The sequence below is a fragment of the Myroides profundi genome (assembly GCF_000833025.1).
Taxonomy (GTDB): Bacteria; Bacteroidota; Bacteroidia; order Flavobacteriales; family Flavobacteriaceae; genus Flavobacterium; species Flavobacterium profundi_A.
On record NZ_CP010817.1, the window covers coordinates 3,790,950 to 3,811,287 of the forward strand.

The 20,338-nt window shown below is 34.8% G+C and carries 16 protein-coding genes; 4 read left to right on the forward strand and 12 right to left on the reverse strand.

The genetic code is table 11. The features are described 5' to 3' along the window. Positions 1–1,158: a Pycsar system effector family protein gene (locus MPR_RS16825; protein ID WP_041894588.1), complete on the forward strand. Its 1,158-nt coding sequence runs from the start codon at positions 1–3 to the stop codon at positions 1,156–1,158. Here the strand turns inward: MPR_RS16825 and MPR_RS16830 are convergent. Further along, complete coding sequence (locus MPR_RS16830) at positions 1,139–3,505, reverse strand: hypothetical protein (RefSeq protein WP_041894590.1); 2,367 nt, start codon at positions 3,503–3,505, stop codon at positions 1,139–1,141. The genes MPR_RS16825 and MPR_RS16830 overlap by 20 nt on opposite strands. Positions 3,506–3,660: 155 nt before the next feature. On the opposite strand from MPR_RS16830, the gene dusB reads away from it, so the two are divergent. Beyond that, positions 3,661–4,653 (forward strand): tRNA dihydrouridine synthase DusB, encoded by a 993-nt coding sequence (gene dusB, locus MPR_RS16835; protein WP_041894592.1) that lies wholly within the window; start codon positions 3,661–3,663, stop codon positions 4,651–4,653. Positions 4,654–4,872: 219 nt separating this feature from the next. Here the strand turns inward: dusB and MPR_RS16840 are convergent, their stop codons facing one another. From MPR_RS16840 to MPR_RS16860, 5 genes are all read right to left on the reverse strand, one after another. After that, a complete protein-coding gene (locus MPR_RS16840) occupies positions 4,873–5,460 on the reverse strand; it encodes a type 1 glutamine amidotransferase family protein (protein ID WP_041894594.1) in 588 nt (195 codons plus the stop codon). Positions 5,461–5,576: 116 nt separating this feature from the next. Then, complete coding sequence (locus tag MPR_RS16845) at positions 5,577–6,407, reverse strand: mechanosensitive ion channel family protein (protein ID WP_041894596.1); 831 nt, start codon at positions 6,405–6,407, stop codon at positions 5,577–5,579. Between the two features lie 20 nt (positions 6,408–6,427). After that, complete coding sequence (locus tag MPR_RS16850; RefSeq protein WP_041894599.1) at positions 6,428–7,627, reverse strand: C1 family peptidase; 1,200 nt, start codon at positions 7,625–7,627, stop codon at positions 6,428–6,430. Between the two features lie 505 nt (positions 7,628–8,132). Continuing rightward, a complete protein-coding gene (locus MPR_RS16855; RefSeq protein WP_041894602.1) occupies positions 8,133–8,948 on the reverse strand; it encodes a hypothetical protein in 816 nt (271 codons plus the stop codon). Positions 8,949–9,187: 239 nt separating this feature from the next. Further along, entirely contained in the window at positions 9,188–11,089 is a 1,902-nt protein-coding gene (locus MPR_RS16860; RefSeq protein ID WP_041894605.1) for a S9 family peptidase, read from the reverse strand. Positions 11,090–11,393: 304 nt separating this feature from the next. Here MPR_RS16860 and MPR_RS16865 point away from each other — a divergent pair, with 304 nt between their 5' ends. After that, entirely contained in the window at positions 11,394–12,638 is a 1,245-nt protein-coding gene (locus MPR_RS16865) for a dicarboxylate/amino acid:cation symporter (RefSeq protein ID WP_041894609.1), read from the forward strand. Between the two features lie 21 nt (positions 12,639–12,659). Then, positions 12,660–13,358, forward strand: a complete 699-nt coding sequence (locus MPR_RS16870) for a DedA family protein (protein ID WP_006259785.1) — start codon at positions 12,660–12,662, stop codon at positions 13,356–13,358. Positions 13,359–13,515: 157 nt separating this feature from the next. On the opposite strand, the gene MPR_RS16875 is transcribed toward MPR_RS16870, so the two are convergent. The 6 genes from MPR_RS16875 to MPR_RS16900 all read right to left on the reverse strand — a co-directional run bounded on the left by MPR_RS16875 (position 13,516) and on the right by MPR_RS16900 (position 20,254). Continuing rightward, positions 13,516–13,857, reverse strand: a complete 342-nt coding sequence (locus tag MPR_RS16875) for a 2Fe-2S iron-sulfur cluster-binding family protein (protein ID WP_041894611.1) — start codon at positions 13,855–13,857, stop codon at positions 13,516–13,518. A gap of 2 nt (positions 13,858–13,859) precedes the next feature. Further along, a complete protein-coding gene (locus MPR_RS16880) occupies positions 13,860–14,912 on the reverse strand; it encodes an NAD(P)/FAD-dependent oxidoreductase (RefSeq protein WP_041894614.1) in 1,053 nt (350 codons plus the stop codon). A gap of 118 nt (positions 14,913–15,030) precedes the next feature. Further along, positions 15,031–15,270, reverse strand: coding sequence for a NifU family protein (locus tag MPR_RS16885; RefSeq protein WP_006259788.1), 240 nt, complete (start codon positions 15,268–15,270; stop codon positions 15,031–15,033). Between the two features lie 21 nt (positions 15,271–15,291). Next, the gene (locus MPR_RS16890) at positions 15,292–16,422 is read right to left on the reverse strand and encodes an Mrp/NBP35 family ATP-binding protein (RefSeq protein WP_006259789.1); all 1,131 of its coding nucleotides are present in this window, start codon (positions 16,420–16,422) and stop codon (positions 15,292–15,294) included. Between the two features lie 117 nt (positions 16,423–16,539). Beyond that, positions 16,540–17,835 (reverse strand): TolC family protein, encoded by a 1,296-nt coding sequence (locus MPR_RS16895; protein ID WP_041894617.1) that lies wholly within the window; start codon positions 17,833–17,835, stop codon positions 16,540–16,542. Next, positions 17,828–20,254, reverse strand: a complete 2,427-nt coding sequence (locus MPR_RS16900; protein WP_041894619.1) for an ABC transporter permease — start codon at positions 20,252–20,254, stop codon at positions 17,828–17,830. The genes MPR_RS16895 and MPR_RS16900 overlap by 8 nt, the downstream gene beginning before the upstream one ends. Between the last annotated feature and the right edge of the window lie 84 nt (positions 20,255–20,338).

The following is a 20,338-nucleotide window of genomic DNA, read 5'->3' on the forward strand; positions in this document are numbered from 1 at the left end:
ATGACGATTCTACAAAAGATTGAAGAACACATCTTTCAGATACACAAAGATACACTATCACATCAATATACGTACCACAATTTTAACCATACAGTACGTGTTGTTAATGGTTTAGAAGAAATTTTAAATCATTTAACAGTAGATAGTCATAATGCTAATTTATTGAGATATGCGGCATGGTTTCACGATATAGGTTATATTAATTCTTGGGAAGGACATGAAGAAAGAGGTGCGCAGATGGCACAAACTTACTTATTAGAGAATGGAGTACCTCATGATGACGTATTAACCGTTATGCAATTAATACGTGCTACTAAGCTAGACTATGTACCAGATAATGACTTAGAGTGTATTATTAAAGATGCAGACTTCGCACATTTCTCTGATGAGAACTATGTTGCGACTAGTAATCTTCTAAAGAAAGAAATAGAAAGTCTGTGTTCTAAAACATTTACTAGACTAGAATGGTTAGAGCAGAATAGAGATGTAATGCTGTATAGACACCGTTATTACACCAACTATGCTCAACAAAATTGGCAACCTACTAAGCAAAAGAACCTGCTAGATGTACTGTCTAAAATAGATAAGATCAACTCTAACAAAAAGAAAAAAGAGAAGATAGAATCGAATAGAACAATCGATACTCTATTCAGAACTACTTTGCGTAACCATACTCAACTTAGTGCCATAGCAGATAGAAAGGCAAATATCTTATTATCTGTCAACGCGATTATTATCTCTATCTGTCTATCGACATTAATACCTAAACTAGACAGTCCGAGTAATGCTCATTTGATTGTGCCTACATTTGTATTATTAATCTTTAGTGTAGCGACTATCATTTTTGCGATACAGTCTACAAGACCTAAATTAACATCAGGCAAATTCACTAAAGAACAGGTAGAAAACAGAGAAGTAAACTTATTATTCTTCGGTACTTTCCATCAAATGCCTTTTGAAGAATATGAAGAGTCACTAAGTGAAATCATGAAAGACAAACAATACCTACACCACGCCCTGACGAAGGACTTATATAGCCTAGGTATTGTCTTAAACAAGAAGTATAAGTTCTTGCGTATCACTTATGCTGTTTTCACATTAGGTATTATTCTATCTGTTATCACATTTACATTAGCGTTTAGAGGTATTGGTTTTTAAGGTAATTATGCATCAGTGTATCATAATCTAATGATTCTATATCAAAGTCTAGATTCACACCTACACGTAGTCCTATAAGACCCGATACACTCTGCATATCTTCGATTAGGAACTGCTCTAGATTGTGATCTAGAAGACCTACCTTTTGACCAAACTCTATATAGCCTAGATATTCTTCTAAGTCATAAGTAGACGCAAAGGCAATTGTAATCTTTTTGGGTTGTACGATGCGTTCAGTTGAATCTTTTATATTCGCTTTATCTAATCTCTTTTTGATAATCTCATATCGGGTATTATATGCACCATCGATATCGAAACGCTTCTCGTCCATTCTGAACTGAATACCTAGAGAAGAATCATATACTAAGATTAGCACAGTCACATCCATCTTCAGTGGATCTTGTATATTATTGCGATAGTGCATACACATCTGCTCACACATCACTTGTAATTGCCACAAACGAAGATTGTGTAGATACGTAAAGTCAAAAGACTTCATCGGACTGATAGAGCTACCTATATAAATATTGTGCTCTACCCCATCTGTCTTAAATCGCTCATAGTAATGAGGATAAACCTTCTGTACAGACTCTTGTCTCTGATCTAATAGATCTGTGAAGGTCTTATTCATCTTACCTACTTGAGTATCATATATCTTTCTATATCTATAATAGATCCCTAATTCTGGATCTATATAAGAAAAGTACTCGTCTAATCTTGGTCTATAGAATAAGTGTTCGTCCTTTAATAAATAAGGGTGTACCTCATTCGTCACATAGTTCTGAATGCGTTGTTCTAACCCCGTTACGAAGTCCTCTTCTAAATGTCTCAAATACGCTTGTAACTTTAGAATATGCCTTTCTAAGATTAATGCATTCTCACTAAAAGTACAATTGCGAAACACTGTGATTAGCTTCTCTAGTTGCTCTCTAAGATCGCCTAGAATAGCCTCGTTGCGCAGTGCTCCAGATCCTTTTATATCTATCTCTCCATATAAAGGATATACGTTCTGAAATGCGATAGGATTAATAAAATAATCTTTATCTGCTACACTATCGATATAGTTGCGTCGAGCTTCTTCTAAGAACTTCCAATAAACACTAGGGTGTATCGTCGTAAACTCTCGTTGAATAATAGCCTCTACCTGATTAAGCATATCTGACTTCACTCGTTGGAAAGTCTCTGAAATAATCGGCATCAATGCATTTAGCTTCTGTGCATTCACACTATTCAGCACTCTAGGGTCTTCTGATACTATCTCGAAGACACCTTCTACACCACTGGACAACACTACAGGGCTAAACAGTCCACTGCGTACCCCTTGTCTCTTAAGATGTAGACACATCTCGCACTCCTTATCGTTAGCTAATACTACATCTACGTCAGATATACTATAATATCCTTTTTGATCAACTACAGTCGCATACGCCTTCTCAGATAAGAGAATAGAAGAGTTCTCCTCATCTAGTAAAAAACTAGGCATAGCCATCATCTCATTAGTCTCCTTCTGTATCAATGTATCTACTACTAAAGGAGTATACCCTATACGCAGATTAGGCACTCTGAATATAGAGCTGAATAGTTGCCCTAAGATGGTACCTATTGGCTCGCGTTGCAACTCTGCTTTTAAGAAATTCTCTTTTAATAAAGACATCGCATTCTCTATCGTAGCATCTACTAGACTGATAATACCGAATCCTTTCAGCACCCAACTCTTCTGAGGAAATTTCTCTTTCCACAGTTCTAGATTATCAAAGTTATCTTCTAGTAGCTCGATATCTTCCTTAGTCAGCATGACCGCATCTTCTGTAGGTACTACCTCTACAAAGTCTGCATTATACAGCACTCTATAATGATGGATAATTCCCTTAGCATCTGGCAAGTCTACAAACAGAGGACGAGTCAAATCAAATGTTGTCTTAAAATAATGGTTCATGATTATACAACAGCACGCTATATAATACTGCTGTTGGTTAAAATCTCTAATCTCAATATTATAGTTTCCACCACTCTCTTCGATAATCTTTCTAAACCTTCTACTGTGATTAAACATTAGCTTCTGCAGAGGCATTCCTACTGCCTTAATCTCATTATCCGTCAAGGCTATCGGAAACAATATCTCTAGTAGCTCCCCTATCAATGCCTCGTGTTCTACTAATAGATCATAATCTTCTATAATCTGAAGTAAACACGGCACATCATTGATACGACCTAACAAGTCTCTAAAATACGTCTTCTTCATTTCATTCTTCTCAGGATCATCTATAAAAGCTTGCATAGCTTCCACCAGACGGTGAAAAGAAAATTTGATATCAAACGGGGTATAATCAAAAGTGGCGAGTCTCATAATATGTTAGGTGCTTTAGGAGATAAAGATACGAAATTCTCACTTTGACATTGCACTTATCACATCCTCTAATTTTTCTATTTCACAACAATATCAAAACTAAAAACCTAAAAGCTAAAAAAATCGTACTTTTGCCTCAAATTTCTAGAACGAATATGATTAAAATAGGCAATATAGAACTACCAGATCATCCATTGTTATTAGCTCCAATGGAGGATGTTAGTGATCCACCTTTTCGCCGTCTGTGTAAGACGCATGGTGCAGACCTAATGTACTCAGAGTTTATCTCTTCTGAAGGACTGATTAGGGATGCGATGAAGAGTAAAATGAAATTAGACATCTTTGACTACGAACGCCCTGTAGGGATACAGATATTCGGTGGTGATGAAGAAGCGATGGCAGAATCTGCTCGAATCGTAGAGACTGTACAGCCAGATTTAGTTGATATTAACTTTGGTTGTCCTGTAAAGAAAGTGGTGTCTAAAGGAGCAGGTGCGGGTGTACTAAAGGATATTGACTTGATGATTCGCCTGACGAAGGCTGTAGTACAGAGTACTCACTTACCTGTGACAGTAAAGACACGTCTAGGATGGGATGAGGAGTCTATCAATATTGACGAAGTAGCAGAGCGCTTACAAGATGTAGGAGTTCAGGCATTGACTATACATGCACGTACTAGAGCACAGATGTATAAAGGTCATTCTGACTGGACACATATAGAGCGTATCAAGAATAACCCACGTATCCAGATTCCTATCTTCGGTAATGGAGATATAGACAGTCCACAGAAAGCCTTAGAGTACAAAGAGACTTTTGGATTAGACGGTATGATGATCGGTCGTGCTGCTATCGGATATCCTTGGATATTCAATGAGATCAAGCACTTTTTTAACACAGGAGAGATATTACCTCCTCCTACTATCAAGGATAGATTAGAAGCTGCTAAGAATCACTTGATTTGGTCTATGGAGTGGAAAGGAGAGCGATTAGGTATCGTAGAGATGAGACGTCACTACACTAACTACTTTAAAGGAATACACGGTTTTAAACCACATCGTTTAAAATTAGTGACTACTGATGACCCTATCGAGCTATTATCTCTATTCGATAGAATAGCAGAAGAATATAAAGATTACGTAATAGAGTAAAATCATACACATAAAAAAACCACCTAATAATAGGTGGTTTTTTCTCTTTTTCAAAACAATTTCTATACTGTAATCTCTGATTCACAGACTTACTAAATGAAATTATTTACATAATTACTAGCGCATAATTATGTTATCACTAACTAGACCAAAATGTTCTCTGAAGTGAACTATTTTTATTGGTTTCTATCTATAAACGCATTTCTTGTTCCGTTAGTATTACGCTGCTGGAAAAATACCATATTTAAACAGCTGAAACCATCTATCTACATATTCACTGTTAAAGTCTAGCACCTTCATCACTTCTCTACTAAACTCTGTAGCTCCTATACCACTAGCTGTTACTACATTTTGATCTCTTACCACGAGCTGATCTACATAGTTCTTCTCTCCGTGATAAGTAGGTACTAATCCTTTCATATAGAACAAGGCATTACTCGTATGCTTCACGTAGTCAAGCATACCTTTCTGAGCTAAATAAAGCGTAGCTCCACAAATAGCAGCTATTGGTAACTGGTATTTATAAATCCCATAAACTACCCTATCAATAGCATTAAAGTTATTTGTACTCTTTTCCCACATCTCTCCTCCTGGCAGTATTAAAAGTTTCAGTGTAGAGATGTCTATATCCTCTAGACTACAGTCTACCTTAACCTTTAACCCTCCTACCGAAGTAACATCAGCACCTGTATCAGAGACAGTTAATACCTGGTATCGACTATCTTGTATTAATTCAGGCATCAGATATCCAATCTCCCAATCTGAATACCCATCAAATAAGTAAATGTAAATATGATTTGCTTCCATCTTCTTCTTTTTCTCAAAGATATAGCAATATTGTATCAACTTAAATAAAACAGTCGCTACAAATCATAGCAAAAAAAACTCCTTTCGATTTGAAAGGAGTTTTCTACTATTCTTATTTATTTTATTTCTTTATCTGAGATAACATGTATATCTCTCTGTGGAAATGGAATCTCGATATTAGCATCATCTAAAGCATTCTTCACTATCTGCTGAATCACGAATACTGTATCCCAGTAATTAGCTTTATCCATCCATACACGTACATTTAAGTTCACAGAGCTATCTGCTAAACTGTTCACAAAAATGATTGGCTTCGGATCTTGCTTCACCTCTTTATGCTTCGCTAATGCTTCTTGGATTACATTCTGTGCTGTCTTAATATTAGTATCATATGAGATACCAACTACGAAGTCATATCTACGTGCTGTAATATCTGTATAGTTCGTAATCACTGAGTTTGCTAACGGTCCATTAGGACAATATAACTTTAATCCTGTAGCCCCTGTTATCGTCGTATATAATAAATCTATCTTTTCTACAGTACCTTCTACTCCTCCTGTGTTAGAGATATACTCTCCTACCTTAAAAGGTTTAAACAGTAAAATCAATACTCCTCCTGCGAAGTTAGATAAACTCCCCTGAAGTGCTAAACCAATAGCTAAACCTGTTGACGCAAAAACTGCTGTAAGACTCATTGACTTAAAGCCCATAATAGAAGCTACAATCACAATCAACACTATATATAGAGCAATTCGAATCATACTTAGCAAAAATCCTTTCAGCGATTTATCTAAATCTCTTTTATCGAATCTTTTACCAATTATTTTTAGAATTAACTTAACTATATATATCCCTCCTAATAACACAACTAACCCTAGGGCATATCTAGGAAGTGATAATAATATACTCTCTAAAAAGTTCTCTAAACTACTTACAATCTTTTCCATAACAATTTTTTAATTTTTATTTACAATTTCATTTTCTTAGCTATTCCTTTTGGGATACCATCTTTATGGATCATGATATCCGTCGTTTTATACTTCACGAACTCTTTACTCATATACATATATCCTTTATAGTCATTCGTAGTTCCCCAAGAGTTCTTGATGATATAGTACTCTCTACCTTTCTGATCTTTAGAGATACCTACGATGTGCATCCCGTGATCATCTGTAGTCGTATAGTTATCGAATGCCTCTTGACGCATCTCAGGAGTTACTTTTCTCTCTGGTTTTGGCCCGTTAAACATTTCTTCTTTCTCTTCAGCAGACATATCTTCCCAATCCTTCTCAGGAACGAAAGCTACACCATTCTTCCAGCTAAAGTATTTCTCACTCACGTCACCAGCCCATGCTACAGTGAATCCGTTATTAACAGCGTGATCGATGATCTCTGTTAGCTCGTTCATCTGTACATTATACACTTGATTAAAAGCCCAGTTATCTGGTACTAGTAATACGAACTTCTCATACATAGGGTAGTTTAGGTCTGATCCTATCTCTACATAATCATCAGCGTTGATCCCTACTACATCTTTCGCAAAGCTCTGTGGAGTATACTTTTTACCTTCCCATGTAAACTCCTTAGGAGCCTCTCCTAAATAAGCATCGATAGCAGCAGTATACGCTTTCTCCCAGTTCGGAGTTAATTTTCTATTTGGGTTAGAGACTACTGCTTTTAAGATACCTTCTTGTACCGCAGCCATCTCTCCAAATTTATTAGTAGTCGTACCATAGTTCAGACCATCATATACAGACTGAGGTACTGCTCCATACATTCTATACATATTCATCACATCGTGGAACGCACCACCATCTCCTAGTGTTACAGCACCATGCATTCTTACATACATTTTCCCTTTTTCGATATATGCATTACGAGCAGAGAATATTTGAGAAATCTCTACAGGACGTTTTCCCATTCTCATCATTTCTGACTCGATAAATGAGTTCGCTGAGTAAGACCAACATGTCCCAGAAGAACCTTGATTTTTCACAGAAGTGTTTTCAATATTCACAACATCTGTAAACGTGTAAAGCTCTTTACTCTTTGCACTTGCATTTAATTTTAATGAGTTTACTAAATTATCCTGAGCTACAGTAGTAACAGAATATCCAGCCGACAGCACAAGGGCTAAAACCCATGCTTTTAATTGATTTTTATACATATCGTTAGGTTTGTTAGAATCGTAAAGATAAAAAAAGTGATTTAAACAGCCTTACCTTATAGCACAAAACTACATTTCTTTAGCGCTACTGCACAAAATCCATTAATTAACTGCTTTATTCTCAAACTGCATTTTCCTTTCATTCCCCCTTAACTCATCATTATTATACGACACTATTGCACCATTCTAAATTGAACTATAGTTGCTGTGATAGTAATATGTTCCCAATGTGATCGGGTAGTGATAGGCTATTTTTGGTACTTTTAAGCCGACCAAATGCCTATCACTAGCCGACCACAAGCCGACCACCCCTAAAAAAGTGGTAAAAAACACCCTACATACATTCTTTGATTAACCTATATAAGAAAGGTAAATATCACTATCTTAAACGAAAAGTCGTATAATAAAAAAACAGTGTATCTATATTCTAGAATACACTGTCTTAACATACTAACTGAATAGTATAAGGGCTCTTTTCAATTAATAGAAAGAGTACATCTATTTTTTACTTCGAATAAGTATAAGTAGTTACAACTTCTATGTCAAAAGGGGTCCAGTTCGAAACATATTTACCATCAACGTAATCATAGAAATCCATTTGTCTAGTTCCTTTTAAAATTGTTTTAGTAGGATAATTACTCTCATCATAAGAGTAAGTTATTTTTAAGTCATCCAGTACAATTCCATCTTTATTCGTATAAGTATAAGCAATAGGATTGTTATTAGGCAACAATTCTTTAGCCATTTTTAACTCTGCTGGTACGCTTGGACTAGCAAGATTTAATTCAACACCATCTAATAAATCAATAACTCCTGCAGCTCTTAATGTATGGAATCCATAGAAAGGCTTATCATCATAAGTAATTCTAATTACATACTCTTCCATCTTCTCATTATAAACAAGGATTTCAGATGGATTCTTTTTATTGTCATACTTAAGTACTTTACCATATTTATAAGCCGAGTTTTGGTATAGCAATAAATCTTTTATCAATATCACCTCTTTAGGAGTAGTGATTTTCTCTACTTTCTTATTACTACCATATGCTATATCTCCTTTACTGTTTTCAAAGATGCTACCATCCTCATCACGTTCAATATATTCAATAGAAGTAAGCTTACCATCTTCTGCATAACTCAGGTTAAACGTTTTGTCTTCTTCCTTATCTCCATCTTCATAAACAACTACATCTATCTTCTCGATGTTCTTAATGACTTTATTAGGTTCTGTTGTGGTAGGTGTACTATTATCATCAGAACTACATGATGATACTCCAACAAATGCAAGTGCTGCTAAAGCACTAAAAATAATCTTTTTCATAGCTATTTTATTTTTATGCAAATTTAAGTTAACAAGCAGCTACTTTATACAGATGAAATAATTATTCCATTTTTATCATTGAAATAACTGCACATTTATACTAATCACATATTTAAAAGTGGTTTTTAACATAAATCAAATAATTATACCAAAACGATAAAATAAAAATATTGACATAAAAAAACAGTGTACCTCTGATATTAGAGATACACTGTTCTTAACTATTAATATACTATATATTACAACGTTTCTTTCAACCAACGGAAGAATTCACCTTGCCATACTTGTGCGTTTTGCGGTCTTACTACCCAGTGATTTTCATCTGGTAAATATAAGAATCTACTTTTCACTCCTCTTAATTGAGCAGCTTGGAACGCTTCTTGTCCTTGTCCAATTGGCACACGGTAGTCTTTACCACCTTGGATAATTAAGATAGGTGTATTCCACTTATCTACATTATTAATTGGGTTAAAGTTAGTAATAGCGTTTTGAGCATCTTTATTATCTTTTTCCCAGTATGCTCCACCTGTATCAAAGTTAGGGAAGAATACCTCTTCTGTAGTACCATACATACTTACTAAATCAAATACTCCACAGTGTGAAATAAACGATTTGAAACGGTTCTCATGGATTCCTGCTAAGTAGAATACCGAATATCCTCCATAACTAGCTCCTACTGCTCCTAATCTATCTCTATCTACATATTTCTCTTTCGCTACGTCATCGATAGCTGCTAAGTAATCTTGCATAGGTTTTCCAGCCCAGTCTTTAGAGATTGCTTCATTCCACTCTACACCGTGTCCTGGCATCCCTCTACGGTTAGGAGCTACTATAATGTATCCCTCTGCAGCCATTAACTGGAAGTTCCAACGGAAAGAATAGAACTGAGACAATGCCGACTGTGGTCCTCCTTGTGCATATAACAATGTTGGATATTTTTTGTTTGGATCAAAGTTAGGTGGATATACTACCCAAGTAACCATATCTTTACCATCTACAGTCTTCACGATTCTCTTCTCACTCTTGCTCAATGCAATCTTAGAATAAGCGTCATTATTCACTTTAGTCACTTGATTCCAAGTCTTCTTAGCCATATTATAAGCATATACCTCAGAAGCATGGTTAAAGTCCGTACGAGTCACTAGTGCTACATCTCCTGTCACATCTACGATACTCGTCACGTCAAAGTTACCATCAGTGATTTGTCTTACGTTGATAGCGATACGTATTCTACCAGGGAAGTTCACTTCGAACAACTGTACAGTACCTCCTACAGCTGCGATAAAGTAAATCTTCTTACCATCTTTACTCCATCTATAGCTATCTACAGTACCATCCCATCCTGCAGTAAGGTTCATTTTGATTCCATTGTAGTCTACAATGATATCATTCTTATCAGCCTCATACCCATCACGCTTCATCTGTAACCAAGTTAGGTGTCCTTCTGGAGAGTATGTAGGATGTGTATCGTATCCTTTATTTTCTTCTGTTAAGTTCTTAGTCTGTTTAGTAGCTAAGTCGTATAAGTATAAGTCAGTATTCGTACTTGTAGCGTACTCTGTACCGAATTTCTTCTTAGACACATATACGATACCTTTACCATCAGGAGTCCACACATAGTCTTCGTCTCCACCGAATGGCTTCTGTGGTGCATCATAAGGTTCATTACCTAAGATGTCTATCTTCGCTTCTTTATTATCTGTAGGAGCATATAATACGTGGTTATGTGTACCATCGTTCCACGTATCCCAATGTCTATAGTCTAATCCGTCATATACATACGCATCAGACTTCTCCATCGTAGGATATAGGTCTTTACCTAATACTTTATTGATTTTTACAGCCTCATCGAATAAAACTAATTTTCCATCAGGAGAAATGTTTTTATCATTAAGTAAGTGTTTGTATTCCTTAATTTCAACAGGAGTACCTCCAGTTACAGGAATTTGATAAGTCTTAGAATCAAACTTATCTTCTGTCATATTAGCGTGGCTTACTTTGTAGATTAAGTTTTTACCATCCTTAGTAACTCCTACTGGACTTACTCTACCTAATTTCCACAGAAGCTCTTTAGTCATTACTTCTTGAGAAAAAGCAGATAAACTCGCTAAGCTTAAAGCAAATAAGAATATTTTTTTCATTGTTAGGGTTTTATTAAAGCGTAAAAATAGGCTTTTCTTTTGATTTTGCTCGAAAGTTAACTAATTCTCTTAGTCTAGACATTCTTTCTTATACAAACGACAACAAATAGTGTACTCTAATAAATAATGCACTTCTATAATACTGAGTGTATATTTAATTAATAGTATTATTGATAATAAAAAAGTAAAAAAACAACCTAAACGATAATAATTGAATTTCACACCATTATAGTACGTTATTTTTTTTTAAAATCGTCTTGATTTGAAAAAAAAAGAGGTATTTTCACGCTCAAATTTGATTTACATGAAAAACAATAAACTTTTTATAGCGATCATCATTGCGCTAGTACTTGGTGTAATCGTTGGAAGTATTTATCACTATTCATTCCCAGAATACAAATTAGGATTTGCAGAAAACATTAAATTACTAGGTACTATCTTCATCCGTTTAGTACAGATGATTATTGCTCCACTAGTATTCTGTACCCTAGTAGTAGGTATTGCCAAAATGGGAGATATGAGTATGGTAGGGCGAGTAGGTGCTAAAGCTATGGGATGGTTTATCTCAGCCTCGTTAGTCTCTCTAACGATAGGTTTAGTATTAGTAAACTGGTTCAAGCCAGGTGTCGGAGCTAACTTTGATTTAAATAATGTCTCTGGGGCGAATGACTTATTGACCAAAACAGACTCATTAAGCTTACAATCATTCGTAGAGCACTTAATTCCAAAAAGTATATTCGAAGCCTTTGCTCATAATGAAATTCTTCAGATAGTAGTATTCTCTGTATTCTTTGGAATCGCGCTATCTACATTAGGTAAAAAAGGAAAATCAGTAATCAAATTATTTGACAAAATATCAGAGGTAGTCTTAAAGATGGTAACTTATATCATGTGGACTGCACCTCTAGGGGTATTAGGAGCTATCGCTAGTGCAGTAGCACTGTACGGTCTTTCTATTTTCTTAACGTATGGTAAGTACCTACTAGCTTTCGCATCAGGATTAGCTATCTTATGGGCTGTCTTAATCTTAGTAGGTTATCTAATCATCGGTAAAGATGTATGGAGACTATTAAAAGCAATCAAAGAGCCTCTATTAATCGCATTCTCTACTACAAGTAGTGAAGCAGTATTCCCAAAATTAGTAGAGCAATTAAAAGCTTACGGTTGTTCACCAAAAATCGTATCATTTACCTTACCTTTGGGTTACTCATTTAATCTAGATGGAAGTATGATGTATCTAACATTTGCCTCTATCTTCATTGCTCAGATATATGATGTACATATGAGCTTAGCAGATCAGATCTTGATGTTACTAGTTCTAATGGTTACGAGTAAGGGTGTAGCTGGTGTACCTCGTGCATCGCTAATCGTTATCGTAGCTACATGTGCTATGTTTAATATCCCACCAGAAGGAATTGCGTTTATTTTACCGATCGATCACTTCTGTGATATGGGAAGAAGTATGACTAATGTATTAGGAAATGCTTTATCAACTGCTGCGATAGATAAATTTGAAACAAACAATGAACAAACTAAACAATTAAGTTAGATTACAGAACATAAAAGCACTATGGACGAATTTTCAATAGCACAACTTATAAACCCTGAATTCTATATAAACTTACAGATAGCAGGACATTCAATAGGTATATATGTCGTATTATTTATTGTATTTGCAGAGACAGGCTTATTCGCAGGTTTCTTTTTACCAGGAGATAGTTTACTTTTCTTATCAGGAATATACAGCACAGCTCTAATGGCTGAAGTAGTACCGATAGAAAGTGACTTCTTAAATGTAGCCTTATTATCTACTCTAGTCGCCTTGGCAGGTATCCTCGGTAACAGTTTTGGGTATTGGTTCGGTAAAAAGAGTGGAAACTATCTCTACAATGTCAAAGACAACTTTATCTACAAGAAGAAATACTTATACGAATCTAAGGTATTCTTCGAAAGACATGGAGGAAGAGCAATTATATTCGCTCGTTTCTTACCAGTAGTAAGAACATTCGCTCCTATTATAGCAGGTATTGTACACATGGACATCAAGAGATTCATGTTATACAATGTGATTAGTTCTTTCTTATGGGCTACTACATTAATCTTTGCGGGTCACTACCTACAAGTATGGTTATTAGATAGCTATGATATAGACCTAAAACACTACATCGAATACATTATCTTATTCTTAGTATTAGTGACTACATTACCTATCGTAATGAAAGTGATCAAAAGCAAGAAAAAGGATAAAGAAGAAAGCGAAGAAATATAATATATAAAGGAAGTAAAGTACAATGTACTTTACTTCCTTTTTTTAATCCTTTACAGCTACTTTTAATAAGAAAAGGTCTCTTAACATGAGACCATAAAATAAGGCTTGTATCGTACGATACAAGCCTTATTTTATTAAGATATATTAAATCTCTATTCTATCCTATCGGTGCGATCTCGAAGACTAATCCTTCTACTCTCTCATCTACAGGTATCTGACAACTAAGTCTACTAGTAGGTTTAACATTACGAGCATCTGAATCTAACAAAGCGTCTTCTTCGTCACCCTTCTCTGGTAATTCTACTTCATCTCCATTAATCATATAGCATTGACAAGAAGCACACATCAACATACCTCCACATATACCAAATGTTCCGTCTTCTGCTAGTTCATAAGCACGAACAACTTCCATCATATTCATCCCCATATCTGTTGGGGCATCTATAACGTGAGTCTCACCTTCGCGATCGATAATGGTTACTTTAATATCCTCAGCCATAACTAGTCTATAGATTTCACTACTGCTTTTTCTGCTTCTTTACGTGTACCATCGAATCCGTTGATACCAGATACAGTAGTATATTTTAATACAAATTTCTTACCTGGATTCAACATATTGAACACACTCTGACACATCAAAGTAGCTTCGTGGAATCCACATAGAATTAATTTTAATTTACCAGGGTAAGTGTTGATATCACCAATCGCGTAAATACCAGGTATATTCGTTTGGTAATCCAATGCATTATTAACCTTAATAGCATTCTTCTCAATCTCTAATCCCCAATCTCCAATAGGTCCTAACTTAGGAGTTAAACCAAATAATGGAATAAAATAATCACAAGCTATCTCACGTTTCTCTCCTTCGATTTCCACAACGACTGCTTCTAATTTATCTGTTCCTTTTAATTCAACAACTTCTCCTGGAGTTAACATATTGATCTTTCCTTGGTCTTTAAGAACCTGTACTTTCTCTACAGAGTCTAATGCTCCACGGAATTCATTACGTCTGTGTACCAGACTTACTTCAGCAGCTACATCTGCTAAGAAAATACTCCAATCTAGAGCAGAGTCACCCCCACCAGCGATAACTATTTTCTTACCAGCGAACATCTCTGGTTTTTTAACGAAGTATTCTACTCCCTTATCTTCATAGAATGCAAGATTCTCTATCTCTGGTTTACGAGGCTCGAAAGACCCTAAACCACCAGCAATAGCAACTGCTTTACCATGATGTTTTGTCCCCTTGTTAGTTGTAACGATAAACGTACCATCTTCCAACTTCTCAATATTCTCCGCTACTTCATTTAATGTAAAGCCAGGTTGAAACTGCTTTATTTGTTCCATTAAATTATCTACTAGCTCACCAGCTCCAACACTAGGATATCCAGGGATATCAAAGATTGGTTTTTTAGGATACAATTCTGTTAACTGTCCTCCTGGTTGTGGAAGTCCATCGATAAGATGGCATTTTAGTTTTAATAATCCTGCTTCGAATACAGCGAACAGACCAGTAGGGCCCGCTCCAATAATTATTATATCGGTCTCAATCATGATGTAGTTCTTTTGTGCAAAGTTATCCTTTGCGAAATTTATTAAAAATGATAAAAGTCAATCTTAAGTAACTAGTGCAAGTAAAGCCATAAATTACTCAAGATTGACTATGTTATTTTTATCCCACATTAACTACAGATTCGATCTCTGGAGCATACTTTTTAATCGTAGTTTCTACTCCAGCACTTAAGGTCATTTGATTAACACTACAAGCTGTGCAAGCGCCTTCTAAGCGAACTTGTACAACTTTGTCATCTTGAATATCAATAAGAGTGATATCCCCACCATCTGCTTGTAAAAATGGACGGATCTCATCTAACGCCTTTTCTACATTCTGTTTTATAGTTTGTGATGCCATATATTTTTCTTGTATTAAGTCTTATTTTTTAGCAACTGATGAACATCCTGCCATAGTTGTAATTTTGATAGCTTCAGTAGCAGGTAGTGACTCATTTCTCAACACTACTTGTTCTACTACGTTTCTGCTTAAATCTTCGAATACCTTTGCGATGATAGTATCATTCTGTAATGCTGCTGGACGACCATAATCACCAGCCTCACGGATACTCTGTACGATAGGCACTTCTCCTAAGAAAGGAACATCTAAGTCTGCTGCTAAATTCTTAGCACCATTCTCACCGAAGATATAGTATTTATTATTTGGTAATTCTTCTGGAGTGAAGTACGCCATATTCTCAACGATACCTAAAACAGGAACATTGATACTCTCTGACATAAACATTGATACTCCTTTTTTAGCATCAGCTAGCGCTACTGCTTGTGGTGTAGAAACCACTACAGCCCCTGTAATAGGAAGAGACTGCATAATAGATAAATGAATATCTCCTGTACCTGGAGGTAAGTCTAATAATAAGAAGTCTAGTTCTCCCCAGTCTGCATCAAAAATCATTTGGTTTAATGCTTTTGCAGCCATAGGTCCTCTCCAGATTATTGCTTGGTCTCCTTTTGTAAAGAATCCGATAGAAAGGATCTCTACTCCATACGAAGATACAGGCTTCATCTTAGAACGTCCTTCTACTTCTACTGAAATAGGTTTAGCTCCTTCTACGTCAAACATAATTGGCATAGATGGTCCATAAATATCGGCATCTAATACTCCTACTTTAAAGCCCATATTAGCCAAACTAGCAGCTAAATTAGCAGTAACTGTAGATTTACCTACTCCTCCTTTACCAGAAGAGATAGCAACAATATTTTTAATACCAGGAATAGCTTTTCCTTTAATCTCAGGCTTTTCAGGAGCCTCTACTTTTATATTTACTTTTACTTTCGCCTTGTCATATACTTGATCGTGAATTACTTTCATCACGTCAACTTCTGCTCTTTTCTTAATGTGTAAAGCTGGTGTACTCAGTACTAAGTCTACTACTACTTCGTCTCCGAAAGTCATTACATTACTTACAGCTCCACTCTCCACCATATTCTTTCCTTCTCCAGCTAGAGAAATGCTCTCTAAAGCCTTAAGGATTTCTTTTCTATCTAATTTCATTATATGCGATTCGTTTTCAACAATTTAATATAAATTCTGACTAACGCAAATATAGTGGGAATATTTGAACTTTTAATGTTAATATATTCTAAATACAAATAATGTTATAACTAATATTTATAGTGTATTTGTATTGAAAAGTTTAAGCTTGCGCTCCATAAAAGAACGATTATAATCATTCTTAATCAAAGCAAACTGAGAGCTCAATAATTGATTCTTTGCAGCATTAAATGAGAAGATATCTACCTTTCCATTCTCATATTTTGCTTGTGTTGTACTAAATGATTTTTCTGATAGCTCAATACTTTTTTGAAGTTGTTTTGCTATATTCTCTAACTGTGTAATTTCAGTTCTCAACTCCTCAATTTGATTGTTCAGATTAACTTCACTTTCCTTTATACGCAAGGTATTTAAACGAATTTCTTCATTTTTCACTCTTACTTGTCTACGTATATTTCCACCTTGAAACACAGGTATACTCAACCCAAAACTAACGTACTGACTTTTATTATCTCCCATCTGTTTTGAGAAAGAATTAGTACGCAATTCTATATCACTATTAAAGGGTTTTGAATAGAAAGAACCATATTGATAATTCCCTACTAATCGAGGTAAATTCTTAGACTTAATTAGTCTCTTCTCTTGTTCTAAAACACGTTGTCTTAATCGATTCTTTTCTAGTGTTGGATTAAACTCATACCCTTCTATTTGTGCTATAGATTCCTCCTTTTGTACCACACTAAACTCATTCACTCCTAAATCTTCTATATTTAATAAATGAAGTAATTTTAACTTCTGATTATATAGAGTATTCTCCGTTTGCTCTATACTAATAGTCTCGCTGTGATATATGTATTCTATATCATAGAAATCACTCTTAGGTTTTGCGCCTGCTTCTACCTCCTTCTGTACACGCTCTAAGTTTGTTTTACTATTAATTAGTTGCTGTTGTTGTATTTCTAAAAAGGATTGAGAACCTATAATTTCATAAAACAACTCAAGAATAGCTGTCTGATATTGAAATAGGACTTCTTCACTCTCCAACGTAGCATAATCAATAGATAGGTTATCTTTCTTATGTTGTATAAAATTACTAAAGTCAAATAGCGTAACTCCAACATCTAATGAAGCTCTTGTAGACTGAATATTAGAACTCACACGGCTATTCGTAGCAGGATCAATAGCAGAACCAAAGTTATAAGACTGTGTCCCATTCAACCCTATATCAGGTAAATAATAGGATGCCACACTTTGCTTTCTACTTTCAGCAACTTTAGTCTCTAAGGCAGACACCATCAACCTTAAACTATTCTCTTTTCCTTTCGCTACACAGTCCTCCAAAGTCCACTGCTCTTGAGCTACTCCTACAATACTAAACAAAATAGTCAATACTAAACACCAACTCTTACTCATACTTTATATATTTTAAAACATCAATACGTGTCGCTTTATAAGCTTTCCAAAACACTAACAACATTGAGAAAAGCATTAAACTTACAAAAGCAATAACAAATGGTAACACGGTAATCGAAATACGATAAACAAAGTCCTCCAACCATATATTCATCACATAAATCACAGGGTAAATCGATATGATAAATCCAATTAGACAATACATAACAAAACGCACAGATAATTTCAGAATCAAACTAATTGAGTTTGCTCCTAACACTTTTCGAATAGCAATTTCTTTTAATTTACTTTCAATACTAAAGGACACGATTGCCATCAAACCGAACAAAGCTATAAATACTGAGACCCCCATCAAACACACAAATAATGTACGTTGATATAATGTCTTTTGGTAACTTTTAGCAAAGTCTTCATTGACAAATTTGTATTGTATTGGATAGGTAGAATCAATTCTCTTATTCCAAAACTCTTCTAAAGCTTGTAAGGTTATTTGCGTATTATTAGTATCTATTTTTACTGCTATATGATCTATTAAATGATAAAACCAATCCACTGAATTAGGCATAAAATAAGTTACAGGATTAGTATTCTGACTAACTCCTTCTACCTTCATATCCTTTACAACACCAATAACTTCAAACTCTTTTCCATTCCATTTAATCTTTTTTCCTAGTATTCCATCTGAAAAATTAAAAGTTGATTTAAATGTTTCGTTAACAACAACTTTACTAATACTATCTGTCGCCAAACCACGATCAAAAAAACGTCCTTCTTTCAATTCTCCATCAAATACTTTCAAAAAATCATATCCTACAGGAACGTTGTTACTTTGTACCGAAGCCTCTCCTATTCTATTTCCTGAAGCACTACTATACCCACCTCCAATAACCATTGAATGAAGTGTTACTTCTTTTACACCTTTAATCTTTTTTAAATCAGACTCAATATCATAATAAAGATCATTTCGCCTCTGGATATCTTTAATCTTAAAATTAATATTAACAACCTGATCACCATCAAAACCTAAATCCTCTTGAAGAATATGCTCTACCTGTTTATCTATAAAAACAGCCGTTGACAAAAAGAAAAAGGCGATTACAAATTGTAGAATCAGAAACATATTTCGAAGACTAACACCCGCTTTTCCTCTTAAATAATTTCCTTTCAACACTTTTAATGTATCAAACGACAATAAGAACAAGCTTGGTAATGTACCTGATAATAAAACAACTCCTAAGACAATTCCTAGAATAGGCAAAGCAATTACCCAAACATGGAAGGACATAGTTCTATTAACCAACAAATTAAAATAGGGTAATAATATCTCAACAAGCACTAAGGCAATCACTAAAGCTAGTAATACACAAATAATAGATTCGAAGATAAACTGTAGAAATAGTTGCCATCTTGTAACACCAATTGCCTTTCTTATACCAATTTCTTTTGCACGTTTAAAACTGTTTACTAAAGCTAAATTAACTGCATTTATAATACTCAACATTAGCAATAACACAGAAGATGTCATCATTATATTCAATACCTTAGAAGCTGCTGCTCCTCCTCCTAACCCTTTTGAAATTGGGTTTAAATGAATTGTATCTAATGAATTAAAGTTAAGTATAGCATTAGCGTTAAAGTTCTTCTTCACCTCTTCTAAAGTCATGGACTCCTTCTTCATATACATCTGGAAGACATCGTCATAAATCACATCTCTTATACGTTCGTGAACATCTTTAATCTGAACACCTTCTTTTAACTTTAGCAATAGAGTGTAATTATGATCCCCCCAGTTATTTTCTCTATTATAAGCAATCTGATTTTCTGTAACAAATGAAGTCAATCCTTTAAAATTAACTGAACTTTTTCCAGGAATACGATAAACAAAACGAATAGATAATACCTTTCCATTTTCCAATATAACTGTCTTTCCTATTGGATCAATACCTTTACCAAACAAACGTTCTGATTGGTCTATATCTATTGCTAAAGCATCTTTATAATTCGTTTTATACTCTTCTGCACTACCATAAATAGTCTCGAAAGGAAAGAATTCAAAAAAATTAGCTTGCTTTTCATCAATATCATAGAGAAATTCCTTACGTCCATCCACCTCAACACTTGAAATATCGTCAAATGTAAAGCTAAAATTATATGCCTCTACAATATCTGATAACTTGTCTAAATTGTTAGCTACAGGTGCAGGAAACCAATTCTTAAAGAAAGACTCTGATGATCCTTCAACTTCATAAACTCTCTCTTTAAAAGGATTCCAATGATTATAACTATGCTCGTTATGCCAAAACAACAATACAAGTATAACAGCTGTCATACCAACAGCTAACCCTAAAATATTTAGAATTGAAACCACCTTATTCTTCCAGAAATGTTTCAGGTATAATTTAAACCAATTATTAATCATAAGTATTCGGATGAAGTATTACACTGCCCAATGCATATATCCTAAGATAAGTGATAGATAGTCATTATAAACATATCTATCACT

Excerpts from the sequence above, each read along its gene's own strand:
- MPR_RS16825 (WP_041894588.1), top strand. The coding sequence starts at position 1 with ATGACGATTCTACAAAAGATTGAAGAACACATCTTTCAGATACACAAA.
- MPR_RS16830 (WP_041894590.1), bottom strand. The coding sequence starts at position 3,505 with ATGAGACTCGCCACTTTTGATTATACCCCGTTTGATATCAAATTTTCT.
- dusB (WP_041894592.1), top strand. The coding sequence starts at position 3,661 with ATGATTAAAATAGGCAATATAGAACTACCAGATCATCCATTGTTATTA.
- MPR_RS16840 (WP_041894594.1), bottom strand. The coding sequence starts at position 5,460 with ATGGAAGCAAATCATATTTACATTTACTTATTTGATGGGTATTCAGAT.
- MPR_RS16845 (WP_041894596.1), bottom strand. The coding sequence starts at position 6,407 with ATGGAAAAGATTGTAAGTAGTTTAGAGAACTTTTTAGAGAGTATATTA.
- MPR_RS16850 (WP_041894599.1), bottom strand. The coding sequence starts at position 7,627 with ATGTATAAAAATCAATTAAAAGCATGGGTTTTAGCCCTTGTGCTGTCG.
- MPR_RS16855 (WP_041894602.1), bottom strand. The coding sequence starts at position 8,948 with ATGAAAAAGATTATTTTTAGTGCTTTAGCAGCACTTGCATTTGTTGGA.
- MPR_RS16860 (WP_041894605.1), bottom strand. The coding sequence starts at position 11,089 with ATGAAAAAAATATTCTTATTTGCTTTAAGCTTAGCGAGTTTATCTGCT.
- MPR_RS16865 (WP_041894609.1), top strand. The coding sequence starts at position 11,394 with ATGAAAAACAATAAACTTTTTATAGCGATCATCATTGCGCTAGTACTT.
- MPR_RS16870 (WP_006259785.1), top strand. The coding sequence starts at position 12,660 with ATGGACGAATTTTCAATAGCACAACTTATAAACCCTGAATTCTATATA.
- MPR_RS16875 (WP_041894611.1), bottom strand. The coding sequence starts at position 13,857 with ATGGCTGAGGATATTAAAGTAACCATTATCGATCGCGAAGGTGAGACT.
- MPR_RS16880 (WP_041894614.1), bottom strand. The coding sequence starts at position 14,912 with ATGATTGAGACCGATATAATAATTATTGGAGCGGGCCCTACTGGTCTG.
- MPR_RS16885 (WP_006259788.1), bottom strand. The coding sequence starts at position 15,270 with ATGGCATCACAAACTATAAAACAGAATGTAGAAAAGGCGTTAGATGAG.
- MPR_RS16890 (WP_006259789.1), bottom strand. The coding sequence starts at position 16,422 with ATGAAATTAGATAGAAAAGAAATCCTTAAGGCTTTAGAGAGCATTTCT.
- MPR_RS16895 (WP_041894617.1), bottom strand. The coding sequence starts at position 17,835 with ATGAGTAAGAGTTGGTGTTTAGTATTGACTATTTTGTTTAGTATTGTA.
- MPR_RS16900 (WP_041894619.1), bottom strand. The coding sequence starts at position 20,254 with ATGATTAATAATTGGTTTAAATTATACCTGAAACATTTCTGGAAGAAT.